Annotated in this window: 19 protein-coding genes; 10 read left to right on the top strand and 9 right to left on the bottom strand. The window is 70.1% G+C overall.

The features are described from left to right. Positions 1 to 21: 21 nt before the first annotated feature. From OHU35_RS09935 to OHU35_RS09900, 8 genes are all read left to right on the top strand, one after another. A complete protein-coding gene (locus tag OHU35_RS09935) occupies positions 22 to 1371 on the top strand; it encodes a sugar ABC transporter substrate-binding protein (RefSeq protein ID WP_189730375.1) in 1350 nt (449 codons plus the stop codon). Between the two features lie 105 nt (positions 1372 to 1476). After that, on the top strand, positions 1477 to 2277 hold the full coding sequence (locus tag OHU35_RS09930; RefSeq protein ID WP_189730445.1) for a rhamnogalacturonan acetylesterase: 801 nt from the start codon (positions 1477 to 1479) through the stop codon (positions 2275 to 2277). A gap of 36 nt (positions 2278 to 2313) precedes the next feature. Beyond that, positions 2314 to 3624 carry a polysaccharide lyase family 1 protein gene (locus tag OHU35_RS09925; RefSeq protein WP_189730373.1) on the top strand — a complete coding sequence of 437 codons (1311 nt, stop codon included), beginning with the start codon at positions 2314 to 2316 and terminating at the stop codon, positions 3622 to 3624. Between the two features lie 114 nt (positions 3625 to 3738). Next, a complete protein-coding gene (locus tag OHU35_RS09920) occupies positions 3739 to 4866 on the top strand; it encodes a pectinesterase family protein (RefSeq protein ID WP_189730371.1) in 1128 nt (375 codons plus the stop codon). Continuing rightward, a complete protein-coding gene (locus OHU35_RS09915; RefSeq protein WP_189730369.1) occupies positions 4867 to 5895 on the top strand; it encodes a pectinesterase family protein in 1029 nt (342 codons plus the stop codon). It abuts the gene before it with no gap. Next, positions 5888 to 7153, top strand: a complete 1266-nt coding sequence (locus OHU35_RS09910) for a polysaccharide lyase family 1 protein (RefSeq protein ID WP_189730367.1) — start codon at positions 5888 to 5890, stop codon at positions 7151 to 7153. The genes OHU35_RS09915 and OHU35_RS09910 overlap by 8 nt, the downstream gene beginning before the upstream one ends. Beyond that, positions 7140 to 8297: a dienelactone hydrolase family protein gene (locus OHU35_RS09905; protein WP_405505173.1), complete on the top strand. Its 1158-nt coding sequence runs from the start codon at positions 7140 to 7142 to the stop codon at positions 8295 to 8297. The genes OHU35_RS09910 and OHU35_RS09905 overlap by 14 nt, the downstream gene beginning before the upstream one ends. A 40-nt stretch (positions 8298 to 8337) precedes the next feature. Beyond that, positions 8338 to 9450, top strand: a complete 1113-nt coding sequence (locus tag OHU35_RS09900) for a right-handed parallel beta-helix repeat-containing protein (protein ID WP_405505172.1) — start codon at positions 8338 to 8340, stop codon at positions 9448 to 9450. Positions 9451 to 9454: 4 nt separating this feature from the next. Here the strand turns inward: OHU35_RS09900 and OHU35_RS09895 are convergent, their stop codons facing one another. Further along, complete coding sequence (locus OHU35_RS09895) at positions 9455 to 11662, bottom strand: family 43 glycosylhydrolase (RefSeq protein ID WP_405505171.1); 2208 nt, start codon at positions 11660 to 11662, stop codon at positions 9455 to 9457. A 247-nt stretch (positions 11663 to 11909) separates the two neighbouring features. On the opposite strand from OHU35_RS09895, the gene OHU35_RS09890 reads away from it, so the two are divergent. Then, positions 11910 to 13064: a right-handed parallel beta-helix repeat-containing protein gene (locus OHU35_RS09890; protein ID WP_405505170.1), complete on the top strand. Its 1155-nt coding sequence runs from the start codon at positions 11910 to 11912 to the stop codon at positions 13062 to 13064. Here OHU35_RS09890 and OHU35_RS09885 read toward each other — a convergent pair. From OHU35_RS09885 to OHU35_RS09870, 4 genes are all read right to left on the bottom strand, one after another. Beyond that, positions 13061 to 13252 (bottom strand): hypothetical protein, encoded by a 192-nt coding sequence (locus OHU35_RS09885; RefSeq protein WP_189730358.1) that lies wholly within the window; start codon positions 13250 to 13252, stop codon positions 13061 to 13063. The two genes, OHU35_RS09890 and OHU35_RS09885, sit on opposite strands and share 4 nt — an antisense overlap. A gap of 271 nt (positions 13253 to 13523) precedes the next feature. Next, on the bottom strand, positions 13524 to 14357 hold the full coding sequence (locus OHU35_RS09880) for a pectate lyase (RefSeq protein WP_405505169.1): 834 nt from the start codon (positions 14355 to 14357) through the stop codon (positions 13524 to 13526). A gap of 142 nt (positions 14358 to 14499) precedes the next feature. Beyond that, the gene (locus OHU35_RS09875; protein WP_189730354.1) at positions 14500 to 15354 is read right to left on the bottom strand and encodes a hypothetical protein; all 855 of its coding nucleotides are present in this window, start codon (positions 15352 to 15354) and stop codon (positions 14500 to 14502) included. Further along, positions 15351 to 15956 carry a SigE family RNA polymerase sigma factor gene (locus tag OHU35_RS09870; protein WP_189730352.1) on the bottom strand — a complete coding sequence of 202 codons (606 nt, stop codon included), beginning with the start codon at positions 15954 to 15956 and terminating at the stop codon, positions 15351 to 15353. Before OHU35_RS09870 ends, OHU35_RS09875 begins: the two co-directional genes overlap by 4 nt. A gap of 270 nt (positions 15957 to 16226) precedes the next feature. Between OHU35_RS09870 and OHU35_RS09865 the strand changes: the two genes are divergently transcribed. Further along, complete coding sequence (locus OHU35_RS09865; RefSeq protein WP_405505168.1) at positions 16227 to 17684, top strand: NCS2 family permease; 1458 nt, start codon at positions 16227 to 16229, stop codon at positions 17682 to 17684. A gap of 96 nt (positions 17685 to 17780) precedes the next feature. On the opposite strand, the gene OHU35_RS09860 is transcribed toward OHU35_RS09865, so the two are convergent. The 4 genes from OHU35_RS09860 to OHU35_RS09845 are packed head-to-tail and all read right to left on the bottom strand — an operon-like array spanning position 17781 to position 22218. Beyond that, entirely contained in the window at positions 17781 to 19238 is a 1458-nt protein-coding gene (locus OHU35_RS09860; RefSeq protein WP_189730443.1) for a penicillin-binding protein 2, read from the bottom strand. Positions 19239 to 19292: 54 nt separating this feature from the next. Further along, a complete protein-coding gene (locus tag OHU35_RS09855; RefSeq protein ID WP_189730348.1) occupies positions 19293 to 19955 on the bottom strand; it encodes a response regulator transcription factor in 663 nt (220 codons plus the stop codon). Beyond that, complete coding sequence (locus OHU35_RS09850; protein WP_405505167.1) at positions 19952 to 21205, bottom strand: sensor histidine kinase; 1254 nt, start codon at positions 21203 to 21205, stop codon at positions 19952 to 19954. The genes OHU35_RS09855 and OHU35_RS09850 overlap by 4 nt, the downstream gene beginning before the upstream one ends. Continuing rightward, positions 21202 to 22218: a hypothetical protein gene (locus OHU35_RS09845; RefSeq protein ID WP_405505166.1), complete on the bottom strand. Its 1017-nt coding sequence runs from the start codon at positions 22216 to 22218 to the stop codon at positions 21202 to 21204. Before OHU35_RS09845 ends, OHU35_RS09850 begins: the two co-directional genes overlap by 4 nt. Between the last annotated feature and the right edge of the window lie 74 nt (positions 22219 to 22292).

Here is a 22292-nt window from a genome sequence, read left to right as displayed (position 1 = left end):
CCAGAAGAAGAGAGCCGACCAATGAAGATCAGCATTCGCAGAAGCAGGCGCGCCGCCACGGCCGTCGCCCTGGGGGCAGCGCTCGCCCTGACCGTCACCGCCTGCGGCGACGACGGCAGCGGGGCGGGCGGTGACAAGGGTTCCGAGGGCAGCGGCAAGGGCGAGATCGTCTTCTGGGACAACAACGGCGGTGTCCGCACCGAGATCTGGAAGGAGATCATCGCCGACTTCGAGAAGGCCAACCCGGACATCAAGGTCGAGTACGTCGGGATCGCCTCCACCGAGTACCAGTCCAAGGTCGACACCGCCCTCCAGGGCGGCGGCCTGCCGGACGTCGGCGGTGTGGGCGCGGCGATGCTCGCCGGGTTCGCCGCGCAGGGCGCGCTGGAGCCGCTGGACGAGCGGCTCGGCAAGTCCTCGCTGAACGGCAAGCTCAACAAGGACATGGTCGAGTCGCTGAAGGCGGCCGGCGGCGGCGACGACAAGCTGTACTCGATTCCGACCTCCGCGAACAACGGTGTGCTGTATTACCGCACCGACCTGTTCGAGAAGGCGGGCCTTGAGGAGCCCACGACGTGGGAGCGGTTCTTCGAGGCCGCGGACAAGCTCACGAACAAGGGCAAGAACGAGTTCGGCTACACCATTCGTGGTGGCTCCGGGTCCATCGCCCAGGCGCTGGACGCCATGTACGGGCAGTCCGGGATCACGTCGTTCTGGAACGCCGGCGGCGACAAGACCACGGTCAACGACCCCAAGAACGTGGCGGCGCTGGAGAAGTACGCGGCGCTGTACAAGAAGGTCACTCCGGCGGCCGACCTCAACAACGACTTCACGAAGATGGTCGCGCAGTGGGACTCCGGCACGATCGGCATGCTGAACCACAACCTCGGGTCGTACCAGGACCATGTGAAGGCGCTGGGGGCCGGGAAGTTCCGCGGGATTCCCCAGCCGGTGGGCTCCGGCGGCAAGCGGGTGCAGGTGTCCAACCCCGTTGACGGTCTTGGGCTCTTCAAGAGCGGCAAGAACAAGGAAGCCGCCTGGAAGTTCATCGAGTTCGCGACGTCCAAGGCGGAGAACTCGCGGTTCAACGAGGCGGCGGGGCAGGTGCCGTCGAACACGGACGCGGCGTCGGATGCGTGGATTTCGAAGGCCGAGCCTACGAAGCTGGCCGCTGACGCGTTGTCGGACGGGTCGACGACGATTGTGCAGTTGCCGTACTACCTGCCCGACTGGAACACCATCTCCAAGGCTGACAATGAGCCGAACTTCCAGAAGGTGTTGCTCGGGAAGATGAGTGCGAAGGAATTCCTGGACACGATGGCTGGGCAGTTGAATGCGGCTCAGGAGGAGTGGGACCAGCAGAACGGTTGATTTGCTGGGATTCGTCGTGGGGCGGCCTGTGGTTCGCAGTCTGCGGGCCGTCCCTGGCTTGTCGCGCAGTTCCCCGCGCCCCCAAGAAAAAGGGAGTTGGTCTTGGTGTCTCTTAGTCGAAGACAGGTTGCCGTTGCCGCTGTTGCCTCGGTGTCTCTCGGATTATCCGCCGCTGGTACGGCACAAGCCACCCATGGTCGACGCAGCCGCACCCTCTATATCGCCGGTGATTCCACCGCCGCCCAGAAGTATGCTGCCGCCGCGCCCGAGACCGGGTGGGGAATGGCGCTTCCCTTCTTCCTTCACCGCTCTCGGCCCGTCTCCAATCACGCCGTGAACGGGCGGAGTTCCAAGAGCTTCGTGGACGAGGGGCGGCTCGATGCGATTCTCGATGTGATCGAGCCGGGTGACTTCCTTCTCATCCAGTTCGCTCACAACGACGAGAAGGCGGAAGACCCCACCCGCTACACCGAGCCCTGGTCGACGTATCAGCACCATCTGCGGATGTACGTCGACGGTGCCCGGGCCCGTGGGGCGCGGCCCGTGCTGGCCACCGCCGTCGAGCGGCGGAGGTTCGACGCGGCAGGGAAGGCCGTGCCGACGCACGGTGAGTATCCGGCGGCCATGCGGGCGCTCGCCGCCGAGGAGCGGGTCGCGTTGCTGGACATCCAGGCGCTGTCGCTCGCCCTGTGGCAGGAGCTCGGGGTCGAGAAGACGAAGACGTACTTCAACTGGACCGCGACCGAGCAGGACAACACGCACTTCAACCCGCCGGGCGCGATCGCCGTGGCCCGTCTCGTGGCTCGGGAGCTGCTCCGGGCCCGGGTGCTCGGGCCGCGCGACGTGTGCCGGCTGGAGGCGGAGATTCCGGAGTCCTGGATCAGCTGGCCCGAGTCCGCCGCGTAACACCCCTCGACACAGAAGAAGGAAGAGAGCCGCACCGTGAAGATCCAGAAGTGTCATGATCACGTCATAGGTAGAGTCGCCCTCCTGGTCGGGTGCACCGCGCTCGTGCTGTCCCTGAGCGGCACCACCGCGCAGGCCGGCCCCCGGGACGCGGCTCGCCAGACCCTCGGCACCAATGACGGGTGGGGCGCGTACGGCACCGGCACCACGGGCGGTGCCACGGCCGATGCCGCGCACGTCTACACCGTCACCACCTGGGAGCAGTTCAAGGCCGCCCTGAAGGACGGCGGTTCCGCGCCCAGGATCATCAAGGTGCAGGGGATGATCGACGCCGTCTCCCAGGGCTGCGAGGCGTTCGAGGCCGAGGGGTACGACTTCCAGAAGTACCTCGCGGACTACGACCCCGCCGTCTGGGGGCACGACAAGCCGGTCAGCGGTGCGCAGGAGGACCTGCGGGCCGCGTCCGCCGCCCAGCAGGACAAGGCCATCAAGGCGAACGTGCCGGCCAACACCACCATCATCGGCCTGGGCAAGAACTCCGGGATCCTCGGCGGCAGCCTCCAGATCAAGGGCGTCGACAACGTCATCGTCCGCAACCTCACCATCGAGGCCCCGGTCGACTGCTTCCCGCAGTGGGACCCGACCGACGACAACAAGACCGGCGCCTGGAACTCCGAGTACGACGGGGTCGTCGTCTACGGCTCCACCCATGTGTGGATCGACCACAACACCCTGACCGACGGCCGGTACCCCGACAGTTCCCTGCCGTCCTACTTCGGCAAGACCTACCAGCAGCACGACGGGCTGGCCGACGTCGTACGCGGCTCCAACCACGTGACGGTGTCCTGGAACTCCTTCAAGGACCACGACAAGACCATGCTGATCGGCAACAGCGACAGCGCCACCGCCGACGACACCGGCAAGCTGAAGGTCACGCTGCACCACAACCGTTTCGAGGGCATCGTCGAGCGGGCGCCGCGCGTGCGGTTCGGGCAGGTCGACTCGTACAACAACCACTTCGTGGTCACCAAGGGCCAGAAGTGGGGCTACGTCTACGGCATCGGCAAGGAGTCCCGGCTCGTCGCCGAGCACAACGCGTTCACGCTCGCGCAGGGCATCAGCACGGGGAAGATCCTCAAGAAGTGGAACGAGGCGCCGCTCACCGCGAACGGCAACTACGTCAACGGCAAGGCCGTCGACCTGATCGCCGTGCACAACGCCGAGATCCCCGGGGAGACGCTCCAGTCGGGTGCCGGCTGGACGCCGACCCTGCGGGCCGGTGTCGACCCGGCGAAGGCGGTCCCGGGCATCGTCAACGCCGGCGCGGGCGCCGGCCGCGTGTGCTGACCTGACCCGCTCCTCCTGAACAGGCCGGGGCGGCCCGCATCGCACCCCTGGCCCCGGGGTGCGCCCGTCCCGGCCCTTCCCCTCCCGCACCCGCCGTAGCGAAGGAGCAGCCGCATGCTCTCGCAACCCCACCGTTCCCTCTCCCGCCGGGGGTTCCTCGTCGCGAGCGCCGCAGCGGGCGCCGCCCTCGGCCTCGCGTCCGCCCCCGCGCGGGCCGGCACCCGTCCGCGTCCGTTCGGCCGGTACGGCTCAACGGCCGCGCGCCGGAGCCCGAAGACCCTGTACGTCCACCCGGGCGGCGCCGGTGACTTCACCACCGTCCGGGACGCCGTGGCCGCCGCGTCCGGGAGCGGGTACACCCTGGTCATCGCGCCGGGCGTCTACCGTCAGACGGTCGCCGTCGACCCCGCCCGTACGGAGATGACCTGGATCGGGGCGAGCGAGCGACCCCGTGACGTCGTGATCGTGTACGACAACGCGGCCGGGACCCCGAAGCCCGGCGGCGGCACCCACGGCACCACCGGCTCCGCCACCACCACCGTGCAGGCCGACGGCTTCACCGCCCGCTGGATCACCTTCGCCAACGACTGGCTGCGCGCCGACCACCCCGACATCACCGGCACCCAGGCCGTCGCCCTCAAGGTCCAGGGCGACCGGTCCGCCTTCCACCACTGCCGGTTCCTCGGCCACCAGGACACCCTGTACGCCGACTCCATGGCACTGGGCACCTTCGCCCGCCAGTACTTCGCCCACTGCTACGCCGAGGGCGACGTCGACTTCGTCTTCGGACGGGCCACCGCCGTCTTCGAGCACTGCCACTTCCGGACCCTGAACCGCACCGACCTGCCGGCCGCCCCGTACGGCTTCGTCTTCGCCCCTTCGACGGCCGGTGCCAACCCCCTCGGCTACCTGGTGACCAGGAGCCGCGTCAGCAGCGAGGCTCCCGACGGCCACTTCAAGCTGGCCCGGCCCTGGGTCCCCAGCTCCGACACCACCGCCCGCCCGATGCTCACCGTCCGGGACACCCGGCTCGGCCCGGGCATCGACGCGGTCGCGCCCTACACCAACATGTCGGAGTCGTATCCCTGGCAGGAGCAGCGTTTCGCCGAGTACCGCAACTCCGGTCCGGGCGCCACGATCACCGTCCCGGCGAACCGGCCCCAACTGACGCCCCAGCAGGCCCGGTCCGCGACCCCCGCCGCCTGCCTCGGCGACTGGGAGCCGTGGAAGGAGGCGTGCTGAATGCGCCGGCGTACCCTCCTCACCGGATTCGCCGGCGGCCTGGTCGCCGCCGGAGCCGCCCCGGCCTTCGCCTCGGCCGGCCGCCGCACCCTGCACGTCCGGCCCGGCGACTCCGTCCAGGCCGCCGTGGACGCCGTGGACGGTCCGGGCTGGACCGTCGTCGTGCACCCCGGGACGTACCGCGAGGTCGTCAGCATCCCGGCACGGAAAGCCGGGCTGACCCTCAGGGGCGCCACCCGGGACCCGCGTGACGTCGTCATCGTGTACGACAACGCCAACGGCACGCCCAAGCCGGACGGCTCGGGCACGTACGGCACGGCGGGCTCCGCGACCTTCACCTCCGCCGCCCCCGGCCTGACCGTCCGCGACCTGACCCTGGCCAACGACTGGCTGCGCGCCGACCACCCCGGCATCACCGGCACCCAGGCGGTCGCCTCGTACACGTACGGCGACCGCACCCGCTTCGAGAACGTGCGTCTCCTGGCCCATCAGGACACCGTCTTCGTCGAGACCGGCGCCCTCGGCACCTTCGACCGGCAGTACTTCCGGCACTGCTACATCGAGGGGGACGTCGACTTCGTCTTCGGGCGGGCGACCGCCGTGTTCGAGCAGTGCCACTTCCGCACGCTGGCACGGGACGTGGACTTCACGCCCAAGGGCATGGTCTTCGCCCCCTCCACGGCCCGGGCGAACCCGTACGGCATCCTCGCCGTCCGATGCCGTATCACCTCCGGCGCCGAGGACGCGGCGTACAAACTGGCCCGGCCCTGGGTGCCGTCGTACGAGACCACGGCTTGGCCGTCGCTCGTCGTGCGGGAGACCCGGATCGGGCCCGGCATCGACGCGGTGACCCCGTACACCGACATGCGCGCGAACCATCCGTGGCAGACCATGCGGTTCGCCGAGTACCGCAACACGGGGCCCGGCGCCGTCGTCTCCGTACCGGAGAACCGGCCCCAACTCGGCGCGTCTCAGGCGGCGTCGCACACCCGGGACAACTACCTCGGTGACTGGAGGCCCTGTGCGTAGGGCCGCGGTTCTCCTCCTCGGCGTGTGCCTGCTCTGGCCGGCTCCCGCGGCCTCCGCCGCCGAGCACGCCCCCGTCGGCTGGGCCTCGACCGGCTCCGGCACCGACGGCGGGGCGGGCGGCAGGACCTGGACGGTGGACACGCGGGCCGAGCTGAAGCAGGCCCTCGCCAACGACGGCGATCCCACCGCGCCCAAGGTGATCCGGGTCGCCGGCGCCATCTCCGGGCACGAGGCGGACGACGGGTCCCTGCTCGGCGAGCAGGACTACGCGCCCGGCTACGACCTCGGCAAGTACATGTCCTGCTTCGGCGAGGACGGCGCCGTCTGGTCCGACACCCGCTTCGACCACTGCAAGCAGCAGCGGCAGCTGCGCCAGACCGGGTCGAACAAGGAGAAGGCGCAGATCCAGCTCACCGTGCCGAGCAACACCACGCTCGTCGGCGTGGGTCGCGACGCCCGGCTGCTCGGGGTGTTCCTGACCGTCAACACCGGCAGCGACATCATCGTGCGCAACCTCCGTCTGGAGGCGCCCGTCGACCACTTCACCAGCTGGTCCCCGGACGACGGCACCCGTGGCAGCTGGAACGCACGCTTCGACGCCCTGACCGTGATCACCGGCAAGAACATCTGGATCGACCACTGCACCTTCACCGACGGCCGCTTCCCCGACCGCGAGGCACCCCTCGGCTTCCACGGCGAGCGCGTCCAGCGGCACGACGGGCTGCTGGACATCGAGGACGGCTCCGACTTCATCACCGTCTCGGACAGCCGGTTCGACGACCACGACAAGGCGCTCCTCATCGGGTCGGGCGACGGGCGTGGTGACCGGGACCGGGGGCATCTCAAGGTGACCTTCGCCCGCAACCTGTTCACCGGCATCGTCCAGCGCGCCCCGCGCGTCCGCTTCGGGCAGGTGCACGTCGTCAACAACGTCTACCAGGGGCAGGCACCGCTCTATGCCCTGGGCGTCGGCGTGGAGTCCGCGATCTTCTCCGAGCGCAATGTCTTCCGCTATCCCCGGGGAGGCCCGTCCCTCGCCGTCGCGGACTACGGGGGTGAGCGGTTCCGCGACACCGGCTCCTGGTTCAACGGCCGGCCCGCCCGTCTGAACGCGGTGGCGAGCGGACTCGGCCTCGGGAGCGACGTCGGCTGGGACCCCGCAGACGTGTACGACTACCGCGCCTTCACGTCCTCGTCGGCGGTCGAGCGATACGTACTGCGGCACGCCGGAGCCGGGAGGTCGTATGGACGCCCATGAGTCGCTCGGACGGCGGTCGTTCGTGGTCGGGGCGGGTTCGGCGCTGCTGGCCGGGGGAGCGGTGAGCGGGGCGGAGGCGGCGGTCGTGGACGGGCCGCTGCCCGACTTCCACCCCGCGCTGAAGGAACGGCTGACCTTCCCGCTCGCCTGGGGCACGTCCCCGATCCGCGACTTCCGGGCCTGGCGGCATGCTGCCCGGTCCACCGTCGAGGAGCACCTCCTGGTCGAGCGGCAGGACCGGGTGCCCTTCGCGCCGGAGTACACCGGGCGGACTCAAGGGCGCGACTGCACCCGCGAGTTGGTCACCGTCTCCCTCACCCGCTACGAGCGCGTGCGGGGCGCCCTGCTCACCCCGCACGGCGACGGGCCCTTCCCCGCCGTGCTGCTCCTGCACGACCACGGCGCCAGGTTCGACATAGGCAAGGAGAAGCTCGTCCGGCCCTGGTACGACGACACGCGTCTCGCCTCGGCCCAGGCGTGGGCGGACAAGTACTTCAGCGGACGCTTCGTCGGTGACGAACTGGCCCGGCGGGGCTATGCGGTGCTGTGCCTGGACGCGCTCGGCTGGGGCGACCGCGGGCCCCTCGCCTACGAACAGCAGCAGGCGCTGGCGTCCAACTTCTACAACCTCGGCTCCTCGCTCGCCGGGCTCATGGCCCGCGAGGACCAGCGGGCCGCCGCCTTCCTGGCGGGGCTCGACCGGGTGGACGCCCGGCGGGTCGCGGCCGTCGGCTTCTCCATGGGCGCCTACCGCGCCTGGCAGACCGCCGCCCTCAGCGACCACATCGCGGCCGCCGCGAGCGTGTGCTGGATGACCGGCCTGAAGGAAATGATGGTGCCCGGCAACAACACGCTGCGCGGACAGTCGGCGTACTACATGCTCCACCCCGGTCTCGCCCGGCATCTCGACATCCCCGACGTGGCGAGCATCGCCGCCCCCAGGCCGATGCTGTTCCTCAACGGCGGGCTCGACACGCTGTTCCCGGCAGACGGCGTACGCGTCGCCCACGACAAGCTGCGCGCCGTCTGGCGGTCCCGCCGCGCCGAGGAACGGCTGCGGCTGAGCACCTGGCCGGAGCTCGGCCATGTCTTCACCGACCCCCTGCAGGACGAGGTCTTCGGCTGGCTCGACTCCGTCCTGTGAACCACCCCCCCACCCCGTACGAGAAAGGAACCGCTCTCCCATGTCTCGTCGTACCGCCCTCGCCGCCCTGGCGGCCCTCACCCTGGGCACCGGCCTCGCCGTGCTCCCCACCCAGGCCCAGGCCGCCACCGTGGTCGTCAGCAACTCGGCCGACCTGGCCGACGCGATCAAGAACGCCGCACCGGGGACCGTCATCCAGGTGCGCGGTGGCACCTACTACCCGACGGCCACCCTCCAGTCCACGGCCAACGGCACGTCCTCGTCGCCGGTCACGCTCACCGCGTACGGCTCGGAGACCGTCAAGATCGACGGCTCGAACCTGCCCGACGGCAACTGGATCTTCAAGCTCACCGCCGACTACTGGAACGTCTCGAAGATCACCTTCCAGAACTCCCCGGACAGCGCGGTCGTGTGCCAGTCCTGCACCGGCACGGTGTGGAACGACATCAAGACCATCGACGGCGGCGACTCCGGCTTCACGCTCACCGGCGACGGCACCGTGAACAACACCGTGCGGAACATCGACTCCTACGGCCACAACGACGCGGCCACGCACGGCGAGAACGCGGACGGCATCGCCGTGAAGTTCGGCTCCGGCACGGGCAACCTCATCACCGGGGCCCGCCTGTACAACAACTCCGACGACGGCCTCGACTTCTGGTCGTTCTCCTCGCCGGTCACCGTCGAGCACACCTGGGCGTTCGGCAACGGCAAGAACCGCTGGGGCGACTCCGCGTTCGCGGGTGACGGCAACGGCTACAAACTGGGCGGTGACGGGGAGGTGGTCGCCCACGTCGTCAACAACTCGGCCGCCTGGGACAACGCCGGCAACGGCTTCACCGAGAACAGCAACAGGGGCGCCATCGTCATCAACCGGACAACGGCGTACGCCAACGCCAAGTGGGGCTACTACTTCGCGACCGGCTCGGCGAGGCTCGGGAAGAACCTCGCCGTGAGCAACGGCGGCGGGTCGGTCAGCAAGGGCTCGTCGGTGGTGTCGGCCGGCAACAACTGGGACTCCGGGATCGCGACCCCGGCCTTCCGGTCCACCAACGCCTCGACCACCTACAACGCCCGCCAGTCGAACGGCGCGCTGCCCGTGACCACGTTCCTGGCCACGGGCAGCACCACCATCGGAGCGACGATGGACTGAAGCGTCACCGCCGTACCGGCTCGATGCCCTCCAGCGTCGGCACCACCGGCTTGATGCTGCCGTCGGCCGCGAACTCCATGCGGTCGATGGTGGTCTCGCGGTGCATGCCGTCGCCGCCCGGCAGCCCCGGGCCGTTGAGGGCGAAGCGGTGGTAGACCATGTACCAGTCGTCGGTGCCGGGCGTGTTCACCACCGAGTGGTGACCGGTGCCGAGGATGCCGTACTCGGGCCGCTTCTCCAGGATCGTCCCGCGCTTGGTCCACGGGCCGAGCGGGGACGGTCCCGTCGCGTACGCCACGTGGTAGTTCTCGCTGCGGGTGTCGTCCTCCGACCACATGAAGTAGTACGTGCCCTTCCGCTTGATCACGAAGGAGCCCTCGCGGAAGTTGTCCGGGGTGATGTCCTTCACCTTCGACGCGTCGAAGGACACCATGTCGTCGTTGAGCGGCACCACGTACCCGTGGCCGTTGCCCCAGTACAGGTACGCCTGGCCGTCGTCGTCCGTGAAGACCGACGGGTCGATCATCTGGCCCTTGAGCGCCCCGCCCTTGGCGACCAGCGGCTTGCCGAGCGCGTCCTTGAAGGGGCCGGCGGGGGAGTCGGCCACCGCCACGCCGATCTGCTGCTCGGCGCAGAAGTAGAAGTAGTACTTGCCGTCGCGCTCGGCGATCGCGGGCGCCCAGGCGTTCTTGTCGGCCCAGCTCACGTCCGGCCCGAGGTCGACGATGACGCCGTGGTCCTTCCAGTTGACCAGGTCTTTCGACGAGTACGCCTTGAACTTGGTGCCGCTCCAGCCTTCGAAGCCGTCCGTCGTCGGGTAGATCCAGTATCTGCCGTCGAGATAGTGCACGTCGGGGTCGGCGTTCAGGCCCGGCAGGAGCGGGCTGCGCGTGCGGACCGCCTCGACCGTCCAGGTGCGCTTCGTACCGTCGGCCGCCGTCACGGTGTACTTCTGCGGCGTGCGGAAGTCGCGGCGCGTACCGGACTTCGGGCTCAGCTTGGCGCCTTCACCCACCCAGAGCTTCGGGGCAAGGTCGCGCAGGTCGGCCTTGGGCTCCATCGGCAGGACGACCTTCGAGGCGCTGTCCGTGACGATCGAGTAGCCCTTCTGGTGCCCCGCCGTCGCGTCCACCACCGTGGTGGAGGTGCTCGGGTAGGCCGCCAGCAGCCGGTCGTACTCCTTCTGCGTCACCGGGAGCACCGTGCCGTGCCGGGGGCTCGCCGGCAGCTGGTAGTTCGTGGACGGGGTCCACTTGCCCGAGGCGAGGTCGGTGGTCTCGAACGGCAGGTAGCCGCGGCCGCCGTACTCGTCGATGAACAGGTACCACTTCTTCTCGGTGTTCGACTTGAACACCGTCGGGCCCTCACCGCGGTCCATCGCGCCCTTGCCGATGCAGTCGGCCACGAAGTCGTACTTCGTCGAGGTCAGGGAGGTGGACTTCTCGCCGGTGATGAACTTCGAGCAGGGGCTGGAGGAGGTGGGGTCCCGCTCGTCCTTGGTGTAGCGGTAGTACTCGTCCTTGTACTTCACGACCGTGGAGTCGATGACCGAGTAACCGGGGTCGTTCCAGACCTTCGGCTCGCTGAAGGTGCGGAAGTCCTTCGTGGTCGCGTACATCATCTTGTTGTACGTGTCGCCCTTGTGGTCCGGGTCGTCGTCGGCGTACAGCTTCGACGCCCAGAAGACGACGTACTCACCGAGCTTGTCGTCCCAGTAGGCCTCCGGGGCCCAGGTGTTGCCCGCGGTGTCCGGGGAGACCTTCACAAGACGCTGGTCGGTCCAGTGGACCAGGTCGGTGGACTCCCAGACCATGATCGACTTGCTGCCGTGCCGCTGCACGTCGTCCCAGCTCCCGCTGGAGTTCTGGTACATCCTGAGGTCGGTGGCGATCAGGTAGAACTGGTCGCCCTTCGGGGAGCGGATGACGAACGGGTCGCGCAGCCCCTTCTCGCCGATCGTCGACGTCAGGACCGGCTTGCCGGCGTTCAGCTCACGCCAGTGCAGCGCGTCGTTGCCCCGGCTGAGGGCGTAACGGATCTGCTCGCCGTCGGCGGTGCCCTCACCGGTGAAATAGGCGAAGAGATAGCCGGCGTACTTGGAGTGCTTCACGGGTGGTGCTCCGGGGTCTGCGGTGCTGGGCGGCGCCGTGAGGAGAGTCAGGAGGAGGCCGGTCAGGGCCAGGAACGGAAGCAGAAGCGTGCGGGGGCGCATGACACTTCCTGTCGGAGTGTGGGGGATTCTGTTGGATAGCGGCCCTCGGAGTTTCACCGGACGGGGGCAGTGCGTCAACGGGTGTGCATGAGGCCCGTGGTTCCGAAAGTTTCGGAACCCGGGCACACCGGTGCACGTGACGACGGCAACCCTTTCCCGGCGCGGCGGCGACTGCTGGGCGGAAACGGATCGGAGCGGGCCCCTGCGAACCGTTTCCGTCCCTCATTCCCCAGGAAAGGAACGCTCCGTGCCGCTCAGCACCGGACGCCACCGCAGGACCCGTACGCTCGCCATCGCCGCGGCCGTGGCCGTGGCAGCGGGCGCGGGCGGCGTCTACCTCGGGCTGTCGAGCGGTGGCGCGCAGGCCGCCTCGGCAGCGGTCACCGTCTCCACCGCGGCCCAGCTCGAAGCGGCCGTGAAGAACGCCACCGCCGGCACCGTCATCCAGGTCCGCGGCGGCACCTACTATCCGGCCGCGACCCTCAAGTCCACGGCGAACGGCACGAGTTCGGCACGCATCACGCTGCGGCCGTACGGCAGCGAGAAGGTGCGGATCGACGGCTCCAAGCTGCCCGCCGGCTCCTGGCTGGCCGGCCTCTACGGCGACCACTGGACCGTCCAGGACCTGGCCTTCGTCAACGCCCCGGCCCAGGGCTTCGTCGCCACGTCCTCGGCCGGCGGCGTGTTCAGGAACCTGGTCACCGCCGGCAACGGCGACTCCGGCTTCACCCTGCGCGGCGACGGCACCACCGGCAACCTCGTGCAGAACCTGGACAGCCACGGCAACTACGACCCGGCGGGACACGGCCAGAACGCCGACGGCATCGCCGTGAAGTTCGGCTCCGGGACGGGCAACAGGATCACGGGCGCCCGGCTGTACGACAACTCCGACGACGGCCTCGACCTCTGGCAGTTCTCCTCGCCGGTCACCCTCGAGCACTCCTGGGCCTTCGGCAACGGGAAGAACCGCTGGAACGACCCGGCCTTCGAGGGCAACGGCAACGGCTTCAAACTGGGCGGCGGGGGAGCCTCCGTCGCCCACGTCGTCAACAACAACGCGGCCTGGGACAACACGCTCCACGGCTTCACCGAGAACTCCAACACCGGCGCCATCGCCCTGAACCGCAACACCGCGTACGCCAACGCCCAGAACGGCTTCTACTTCGCCACCGGCAAGGCCCGCCTCGGCAAGAACCTCGCGGCCAGGGACAAGGGCGGCCCCGTGAAGCGGGGTTCCTCGACGGTCTCCGCCGGCAACAACTGGGACAGCGGCGTCGCCACCCCGCCCTTCAGGTCGACGGACGCGGCCGGCGCGTACGGGGCACGCGAGGCGGACGGTTCCCTCCCCGCGACGACGTTCCTGACGACCGGCTCCACGACCATCGGCTCGACGATGGACTAGGCGGCCGTCGTACGGCTGCCCCGGGCGGCGTAGAGGAGCGGCCCGCCGACGGCCAGTACGGCGGCGGCGACCGTGGCGGCCGTGCTGTCCGACGGCTGCACAGGCCAGGTCAGCAGCCGCAGGATCCCCGGTTCCGTCAGCGGCGGAACGACCGCTGCGGCGCGCCCCGCCCAGACGGTCGGCTCCACACACTTGGTCGGTCGTCCGGCGGGTCCCCGTGGGTTCACCGCCGGCCCGTGATGCGGGTCATGTGCGCACATGCCGACGCCCCCGCCGGTTCGCACCGGCGGGGGCGTCCTGCCGACTGGCCGAGGGGGGCTCGGCCAGTACCGTCCGACCGTCCGGAGGGGGGCTCCGGAGGGTCGGGTGCCGAAGGTCCGACTGGGGGCCCGGACATCCGGCATCCGGCCGGCCCGAGGGGGGACACGGGCCGGCCGGGGGTTCACATGAGCCGCTGCCTCACTGGTAGCTGATGTCGGAGGCCTTGAACTTGCAGGTCTTGGCGTCCGGGCCCGGCGGCTTCAGCTCGGTCGGCTCCTTGCCCGTGTTGTTGCCCGTGAAGCGCACACACGTCTTGATCTTCTTCTTGCTGTCGCCGTGGATGCGGATCTTCGACAGCGTGGCCGTGTCGCCGTAGTTCTCGTTCACGCCGACGATCGAGTTCATCGGCGCCGTCACGTCGATGTCGTCGAGCACGACCGTGCGCTTGTACTGCGTCCCGCAGTTGCCGCAGGAACGGACCAGCTTGCCGGCGTTCTGCACCTGGAAGCCCGACACGTTCAGCGTGCCGGCGCCGTTGAACTGCAGCACCTTGTCGTCGGCGTTCTTCGCGCCGCCGCCGATCACCTTGTACACCGCCGAGGAGGACTTGCCCTTGAAGCTGGCCGCGTCCTCGCCGACGTCCAGCCACCACACGTTCTGCAGCGTGCAACTGCCCTTGCAGTGCACGCCGTCCGCGGCCGGGGTGCCGATGATGACGTTCTTCAGCGTGGCGCCGTCCGCCAGCTCGAAGAGCGGGTCCTGGCCCTCGTCCTGGCTGTCGCCGCCGAGCGCGCCGCTGCCGTAGAACTTCTTCATCCCGCCGTCGCGGACACCGGAGACCGGGATGGTCTTCGACACGGGCTCGCTGCCCTTGTCCGCGGGCCAGGAGGACGCGGCGCCCGCGGTGGACAGCATCGACGTGGTGACGATCGCCGCTCCGGTGATGGCGAACGCGGACAGTCCGGCGATCACACCCCGCCGCTTCATGACGCTACGGCGATGGCGGACGCGCTGTTCTGCTGGTGCAGTCATGTACCGATTCCTCGAGTGGGGGTGACTCTTTGCGCGTAGTGGTCGCCACCGGTGAGGAAAGGGTTGCCGCGTCTTCAGATCTTTTTCACGCGCGTGCGTCGGACCCGGCCGGCGGCAGAGTGCCGTCGACGAGGTGGCGGCCCTACGAGTCGCCCCCGGCGTCGTCCGCGTCGTCCACGGCCGCGAAGCCGCCGCCCACCGACAGCCGGTCCGACCCCGCGGCGGCCGTCACCGTGTAGCGGTCCGTGCCCGCGTCACGCCCCCCGCGGTCGTGGTCGAACTGGCCCGCGAACACCCACTCGCCCGCCGGGACCTTGCGGCCCTCCTTGAGGGTCCAGGTGTAGACGAGGCGGCCGTCCTGCTCGCCGACCGTGAGAGTGAAGTCGTTCTCGGGCAGCGACCGCCAGGCGCCCGCGTCGGAGACCCCGCCGGTCTGGGCGACGCTCAACCGCACGGTCAGCGCGGTCAGTTCCTCACGGGTCTTGATCGTGATGTTGCTCTGTGCCCAGAAGTCGTTGCTGTGCGGGTCGACCGAGCCGTCCGACCACAGCGGCCCGTCCTCCGTGGCGGCGGGCGGCCGCGCGGTGACGGAGGCGCTCGGTTTCCCGGAGGGCGGCGGGGCGGACTCGCGGCGCTCCGGCGAGGCGGTCGGCGTGGGATCCACCGGTGGCACGGGGGCCCGGCTCGTCGCGTCCGGCGACGGTGTGGGCGTCGGCGAGGTCGCCACCTCCTGCTGCGGAGGGGCGGCCTCTTCCTTCACCGCGGACGCGACCGCGTAACCGCCCACCGCCAGCACGCCCGCCACCGCGGCCGTCGCACCGGCCACCCGCATCCAGCCGAACACCGGCGGACGTGTCTCCCGGTGGGCGGACGCGGCCGGACCGGCCATGCCGCGCTCGACCCGGGCCAGGATGCTCTCCCGGTCGGGCTCGTGCCCCCCGGCCGCCTCGTGCAGCCGGGCGCGCAGCTCCTCGTGCACGTCCCGCCGCATGGTCATCGGTCCCTCCCTCCGCCCTCACCGGTGCGCGCCCGCAAGCCCTCCACGGCGGGTGAGCAACGGGGCGCGCCCACCGCCGCGTGCATGCGCTGCGGCACTCCCTTCGTGCCCAGCAACCGCTGCAGTTCGGCCATTCCCTTCGAGGTCTGGCTCTTCACCGTACCCACCGAGACGCCGAGGGCGAGCGCGGTGTCCTTCTCGGACAGGTCGAACGCGTGCCGCAGCACCACACAGGCCCGCTTGCGGAACGGCAGCCTGCGCAACGCCTCCTGGACGTCGACGACGCCCGCGACGTCCGGGTTCTCGGTGCTCTCCTCGCGTTGCGACCAGAACAGGGCGATGCGCCGCCGCTCGCGCACGGCACTGCGGATGCGGGTGCGGGCCATGTTCGCGACCACACCGCGGGCGTACGCCGCCGGATGGTCGGCCGCGCGCACCCGGTCCCAGCGGTGCCACAGCGCCAGTAACGCGTCCGCCGCCAGATCGTCGGCGGTGTCCGACTCGCCCGTCAACAGGTAGGCCAGGCGGGACAGTTCGGCGTAGTGGCGCTCGAAGAAGGCGTGGAACTCCACGGAGGCGGCGTCGTCGACGACTGTGCCCACGGGCGACCTCTCCTCGCAGCGGCTTCGGGCACTCCCGGGCGGGGTGCCTGTGCGTGTCATGTAGATGACATGTGATCATCCGGGGGAGGCCCGGACGAGATCGGGAAGCGTAGCAGCGTTCATCAGGATGGTTCGTACGGAGCTTCGAACGGCGTATGGCGGGCCGGACTCTGATTCCGTAACACGAAGAAAACCTGAACGTGGTTCAACGCGAGGACAATCCAGCCAGCATCCGCACAACGATCACCCAGGCACCGAGGAGCACTCGTCATGTCCGAATCACAGAAGGTGGCCGACCGGTCCGACGCCGCACCACCGGCGGTGAACAGCGTCGACCGGTTCTTCAAGATCTCCGAGCGGGGGTCCACCTTCGGCCGTGAGATACGCGGCGGCTTCGCCACGTTCTTCACGATGGCCTACATCCTTGTCCTGAATCCCATCATCCTGGGCAGCGCGAAGGACAAGTTCGGGCACCAGCTGGACGCCGTCCAACTCACCACCGCCACCGCCCTGGTGGCCGCGGTCATGACGATCATCATGGGCGTGGGCGGCAACCTCCCCCTCGCGCTCGCCGCCGGACTCGGCCTGAACGCCGTGGTGGCCTTCCAGATCGCCCCGCTGATGAGCTGGGACGACGCGATGGGCCTGATCGTCCTCGAAGGCCTGCTGATCTGCGTGCTGGTGGTGACCGGTCTGCGCGAGGCCGTCATGCACGCCATACCCCAGCCGCTCAAGCAGGCGATCAGCGTCGGCATCGGCCTGTTCATCGCCTTCATCGGCTTCGTCGACGCCGGGTTCGTCAGCCGCATCCCGGACGCCGCGAACACCACCGTGCCCGTTCAGCTGGGCGGCACCGGCACCCTCACCGGCTGGCCGATGCTCGTCTTCTGTCTCGGCCTGCTGCTGACGATCGGCCTGCTCGCCCGCAAGGTCAAGGGCTCCATCCTGATCAGCATCGTCGGCATGACGGCGGTGGCGATCGTGATCAACTCCATCGCCGACATCAAGACCTGGGGCCTGACCACACCGTCCTGGCCCGGCAACCTCGTCGACACCCCCGACTTCGGACTCATCGGCGACTTCGACCTGTTCGGCGCGTTCAGCGCCCCCGGCGTCGGCGTCATCACGGTCGTCCTGCTGATCTTCACCCTGATCCTGTCCGACTTCTTCGACACCATGGGCACGGTCGTCGGCGTCAGCGCCGAGGCGGGTCTGCTGGACGAGGAGGGCAAGGTCCCGAACCTCGGCCGGGTGCTGCTGATCGACGGTGCGGCGGCGGTCGCGGGCGGCGCGGCCTCGGCCTCCTCCGCGACCTCCTACATCGAGTCGGCGGCCGGCGTCGGCGAGGGCTCGCGCACCGGCTTCTCCAACCTCGTCACCGGCGGCCTGTTCGCCCTCGCGCTGTTCCTGACCCCGCTGCTCACCATCGTCCCGCTGCAGGCGGCCGCCCCGGCCCTGGTCGCCGTCGGCTTCCTGATGATGACCCAGGTCAAGCACATCGACTGGGACCGGTACGACATCGCGATCCCCGCGTTCCTCACCATCGCCGTGATGCCGTTCACCTACTCGATCACCAACGGCATCGGCGCGGGCTTCCTCGCCTACGTCGTCATCAAGACCGTGCTCGGCAAGGCCAAGGAGGTCCACTGGCTGCTGTGGGGGACCTCGGCGCTGTTCCTCGTGTACTTCGCGATCGACCCGATCGAGCAGCTGCTCGGAGCCAAGTAAGGCGTGCGGCAAGGCGAAGGGCCGCCCCCGGGGGGAAGGGGGCGGCCCATCTGTCTGTAGAGACGGCTTTCGTACGGCGGAGGTTCAGTCGGAGGTTCAGTCCTTCAGCGCCGCTTCCATCATCGCCTTGGCGACCGGCGCCGCCAGGCCGTTGCCGCTGACCTCCGAGCGGGCGGCGCCGGACTGCTCGACCATGACCGCAACGGCGACCTCCTTGCCCGACGAGCCGGACTTGCCGTACGAGGTGAACCAGGCGTACGGCACCTGGCTGTTGTTCTCGCCGTGCTGGGCGGTGCCCGTCTTGCCGCCCACGGTCGCGCCCGGGATCTGGGCGTTGGAGCCGGTGCCCTTGTCCACGACGGTCTGCATCGCCGACTGCAGCTGCTCGGCGGTCGAGGAACTGACGATCTCCTTCGAGTCCGTCTCGTCGTCGTAGTCCTGCAGCACATCACCGCCGCTGTTGGTGATCTGCGACACCATGTGCGGCGAGACCAGCTTGCCGCCGTTGGCGATGGCCGCCGACACCATGGCCATCTGCAACGGGGTCGCGGTGACGTCGAACTGGCCGATGCCCGTCAGGGCGGTCTGCGACGGGTACATGTCCGACGGGTACACGCTCGTGTAGGCCCGGACCGGCACATCCAGCTTGTCGTCGTTGAAGCCGAACTTCTCGGCCATCGCCTTCACCTTGTCCTGGCCCAGCTGGACGGCCATCTTCGCGAAGACGTTGTTGCACGAGTACTGCAGCGCCGTGCGGATCGTGGCGTCCGTACAGGGCGCGCTCGGGTTCTCGTTCGACAGCTCCTTGCTGGTGCCCGGCAGCGTGTACGGGTCCGGGCTTTCGGTCTTGTCGTCCACCGAGTCGTACAGCCCGTCCTCCAGCGCCGCCGCCGCCACGACCAGCTTGAACGTCGAGCCGGGCGGCAGCGGCTGCCGCAGCGCACGGTTGGTCAGCGGCTTCTCCGGATCGCTCGTCAGCTTCTTCCAGGCCGCCCCGGCGGTGTTGGCGTCCGTCAGCGACGAGGGGTCGTACGACGGCGTCGACACGACCGCGAGGATCTTCCCGGTCTTCGGGTCGACGGCGACGGCGCCGCCCTTCTTGTCGCCGAGCGCGTCGATCCCCGCCTTCTGCACGTCCGGGTCGATCGTGGTGACCACGTTGCCCGGCTCGGCCCGCTGGTTGGTGACGGTGTCCATCACGGACTTCAGACGGTTGTCCGTGCCGTTCAGGAGGTCGGTGTAGATGCCCTCCAGCTGAGTCGGCGCATACGCCTGCGAGGCGTAGCCCGTCACCGCCGCGTACCGCTCACCGTCCGTGTACGTGCGCTTGTACTTGAGGTCGCCTGTCTTGGTCGGGGTCGAGCCGGTCACCGACCGGCCGCCCACGATGATGTTCCCGAGCGGCGCCGAGTACGTCTCGATGGCGTTCCGCCGGTTGTCCTTGTCGTCTGCGAGCGCCTGACCGTCGTAGAACTGCACCCAGGTCGCCCTGACCAGCAGAGCGAACACAAGGAGCAGCGCGAAGACCGATGCGCGCCTGATCGTCTTGTTCATCCCGAACATGAGGACGAGCCAGGAGGGGCGGATCGTTCCCACCCGTCCGTTTTCTCATCCGGCGTTCAGAAATCCCGCCTCGTACGCCGCGATGACCGCCTGTGTACGGTCCCGGGTGCCCGTCTTGGCCAGGACCGCCGCCACGTGCGATTTCACCGTGGCGGGGCCGACCTCCATTCGGCGGGCGATCTCCGCGTTGGTCTGCCCGTCCGCCATGTGCCGCAGGACCTCCCGCTCGCGTCCCGTGAGCTTCGCCACCCACGCGGGCGGCGCGGGGTGCGCGCGTGCGTGTTCGGTCGCGAGCGTGCGGACGGCCGCCGGGAACAGCAGGCTGTCGCTGCGCGCCACCAGCCGGACCGCCTGCACGAGGGCGTCGGCGTCCGCCCGCTTCAGCAGGAACCCGGCGGCTCCGGCGCGCAGCGCGTCGTACACGTAGGAGTCGTTCTCGAACGTCGTCACGACGACGATCCGGGGCGGCTCGTCCAGCGTCGCCAGGATCTGCTCGGTGGCGCGGATGCCGTCGATCTCCGGCATGCGCACGTCCATGAGGACGACGTCCGGCCGCAGGTCCCGTACGACCGACACGGCCTCGGCACCCGTGGCCGCCTCGCCCACCACCTCCAGGTCCGGCTCGGCGGAGAGGATGGCGCGGAGCGCGGTGCGCACCATGCGCTCGTCGTCGGCGAGGACGACACGGACGGGTGCCGGGCGGGTCATGCGGGTCCTTTCATCGGCAGGTGTACGCGCAGACGCCAGGTCTGTGCGGCGGTCGGTCCGGCCGTCGACGTTCCGCCCAGCAGCCTGGCCCGGTCCGCGATGCCGCGCAGCCCGTGGCCGCCGCCGGGCCGGGAGGGCGCGGGGCCGGTCACCGGATTCTCCACGGTGATCTCCAACCGCCCGCCCGCCACCGCGATCCGCACGTCCACGGCGACCCGGTGACCGGCGTGCCTCAGGGCGTTGCTCAGCCCCTCCTGCACGATGCGGTAGGCCTCGCGGGACAGCAGCGGAGGCAGCGCCTCCGGGTCGGCGTCGATCGTGGCCGTCACCCGGGTCCCGCTCGCCCGGGTACGGGACAGCAGGCCGTCGAGGTCGCCGGCGAGGGTGGGTGCGGGGGCCGTCCCGGGGCCGTCGCCCTCGCGCAGCACGCCCAGCACGGCGTCGAGTTCACCGACGGTACGCCGGGTCGTGTCCTCGATCGCGGCGAGGGCCTCGCGGACGAACTCCGGGTCGGAGTCGAGGACCCGGCGTGCCGCGCTCGCCTGGAGGGTGACCGCGCTCAGCGCGTGACCGACCGAGTCGTGCAGCTCCCGCGCCAGCCGGTTGCGTACGGCGAGGTCGGCGGCGCGTGCCTCGGCCGCAGCCAGCCGGCCCTCGGGAGACGGGCCGAGCAGGGCGGGTGCCCAGCGGGCCAGCAGTGCACCGCAGCCGGCCGCGCAGCCCGCGAGGGCGACGAGCATCGCCGCGCCCGCGACCGGCGTGAGCGCCAACGCCCAGGCGTGGTCGAAGACTTGGGGCAGTCCGAGCCGGGTGCCGCGCAACCCCGCGAGGAGCGGCAGCACGATCAGCACGGCGGCGAACGGCGGCACGGCCAGCGACATCCCCGCGATGATCCCGCCGAACCCGAGATGGAGCGTGAACCAGCCCGCCGTACGCCCCTTCTCGCCCCGCGTCCGGGCCGGTCCGAAGGCGAGCCGGTCCGCGTCGACACCGCACAGCCAGCGCACGGCGGCGGCTTCCAGCGGCCGGGTCAGCGGGAACACGGACGTGACGGCGGCGAGCGGCAGCCCCACCCCGAACGAGGCGAGTTGGAGGGGGAAGGACCCGAAGACGTCCGTGCCGCCGGTGGCCGGGCCGATGATCACCGAGCCGACCAGCACATACGGCATGGCGAGCGCGCCGCCGAGGATCAGATGGACCCAGCGCAGCCGCGCCCGCCGGCCGAACAGAAGCCGGGCGGCCTGTCTCACGCCGCCCGCCGAGCGGCCCTGGCCGAGCGCTCGGCGAAGTAGTAGACGCCGATGGCGGCGACGAGGAAGCCGACGAGCATCTGCCCAGCGTAGGCGAGGCTCATCAGCGGCGTAGGACGGTCGGCGAGGTCCTCCACACCGCCGAGGGAGGCCAGCGTCAGCCAGCCGCCCCAGCAGGCCACGGCACCCGAGCCGACCCAGGCGAGCCCGAGCGGCACCGCCACGGGCAGGGCCCGGCCGCGCCGGAACGCCAGCAGGAAGCCGCCGGCGACGGCCGCGACGAGGAACATCACGTACACGGCCTCCAGGACGTGGAAGTCGGCGGTGCGGTCCGCCGCCCGTCCCTCGCTGAGCCCGGCGGTGACGCCGCAGGCCCACAGCAGATGGACGGTGAGCGGCAGCAGGGCGAGCACGGCGGCCGCGACGGCCAGGGCGCGGTGGGCGGGCCCGACGACTCCGACGGGAAGCTCCCACACCCGGCCGCGCCACAGGTGCCCCCAGCGATCGCGGGCGTAGAGCACGAACAGGGCACCGAGAGCGATCCCTTGGAGGATGAACCCGGTGTACACCACGGTGAACACCCACTCGTACAGGAACGCCTCCCGGCCCGGGGAGGAGGTGCGGCCTCCGTCGAACGCCTTCACGACCAGCTGTGCCGGGAACCCGGTCATGATCGGCGCGAGCAGCCCGGTGGCGACCCACACGGGAAACGCCAGGAGCCACGCGGGCACCTTCAGCCCCCAGGGCCGGGTCAGCACCAGCGCCAGCACGATCACCGCGCTGTCCAGCAGCACGGACAGTCCGTTGATCACGGCCATGCCGACACGGTCGTCGAGCAGGGCGCTCCCCTCGGGGATACCGACGTGGCTCCCGGCGATCCAGGCGGCCTTGAGCCCGAGGTACGGCAGGCAGGAGAGGACGGCGACGGCGCGGAGAACGCGCCGGGGGCGGCTGAGCCCCGAAGGTCCGGGAGCGGATGTGGGCGCGGCGGCGGGAGCGAGCGACTGCGTCATGCGATCAGGCTCCCGCGCGGAAGGCCGACGGCACGTCCTGCACGGTGACGACCCGCCTCCGCCGGATGGGGGAG

Origin of the sequence: Streptomyces purpurascens (assembly GCF_045040895.1) — a bacterium.
Classification (GTDB): domain Bacteria; phylum Actinomycetota; class Actinomycetes; order Streptomycetales; family Streptomycetaceae; genus Streptomyces; species Streptomyces purpurascens.
The sequence above is the reverse complement of the archived record's forward strand: the minus strand, read 5'-3'. Positions and strand labels throughout refer to the sequence as shown.

Coding starts and splice junctions, on each gene's coding strand:
- OHU35_RS09875 (WP_189730354.1), bottom strand. CDS start 15,354: ATGACCATGCGGCGGGACGTGCACGAGGAGCTGCGCGCCCGGCTGCAC.
- OHU35_RS09895 (WP_405505171.1), bottom strand. CDS start 11,662: ATGCGCCCCCGCACGCTTCTGCTTCCGTTCCTGGCCCTGACCGGCCTC.
- OHU35_RS09915 (WP_189730369.1), top strand. CDS start 4,867: ATGCGCCGGCGTACCCTCCTCACCGGATTCGCCGGCGGCCTGGTCGCC.
- OHU35_RS09935 (WP_189730375.1), top strand. CDS start 22: ATGAAGATCAGCATTCGCAGAAGCAGGCGCGCCGCCACGGCCGTCGCC.
- OHU35_RS09865 (WP_405505168.1), top strand. CDS start 16,227: ATGTCCGAATCACAGAAGGTGGCCGACCGGTCCGACGCCGCACCACCG.
- OHU35_RS09920 (WP_189730371.1), top strand. CDS start 3,739: ATGCTCTCGCAACCCCACCGTTCCCTCTCCCGCCGGGGGTTCCTCGTC.
- OHU35_RS09845 (WP_405505166.1), bottom strand. CDS start 22,218: ATGACGCAGTCGCTCGCTCCCGCCGCCGCGCCCACATCCGCTCCCGGA.
- OHU35_RS09880 (WP_405505169.1), bottom strand. CDS start 14,357: ATGACTGCACCAGCAGAACAGCGCGTCCGCCATCGCCGTAGCGTCATG.
- OHU35_RS09900 (WP_405505172.1), top strand. CDS start 8,338: ATGTCTCGTCGTACCGCCCTCGCCGCCCTGGCGGCCCTCACCCTGGGC.
- OHU35_RS09855 (WP_189730348.1), bottom strand. CDS start 19,955: ATGACCCGCCCGGCACCCGTCCGTGTCGTCCTCGCCGACGACGAGCGC.
- OHU35_RS09860 (WP_189730443.1), bottom strand. CDS start 19,238: ATGAACAAGACGATCAGGCGCGCATCGGTCTTCGCGCTGCTCCTTGTG.
- OHU35_RS09905 (WP_405505173.1), top strand. CDS start 7,140: ATGGACGCCCATGAGTCGCTCGGACGGCGGTCGTTCGTGGTCGGGGCG.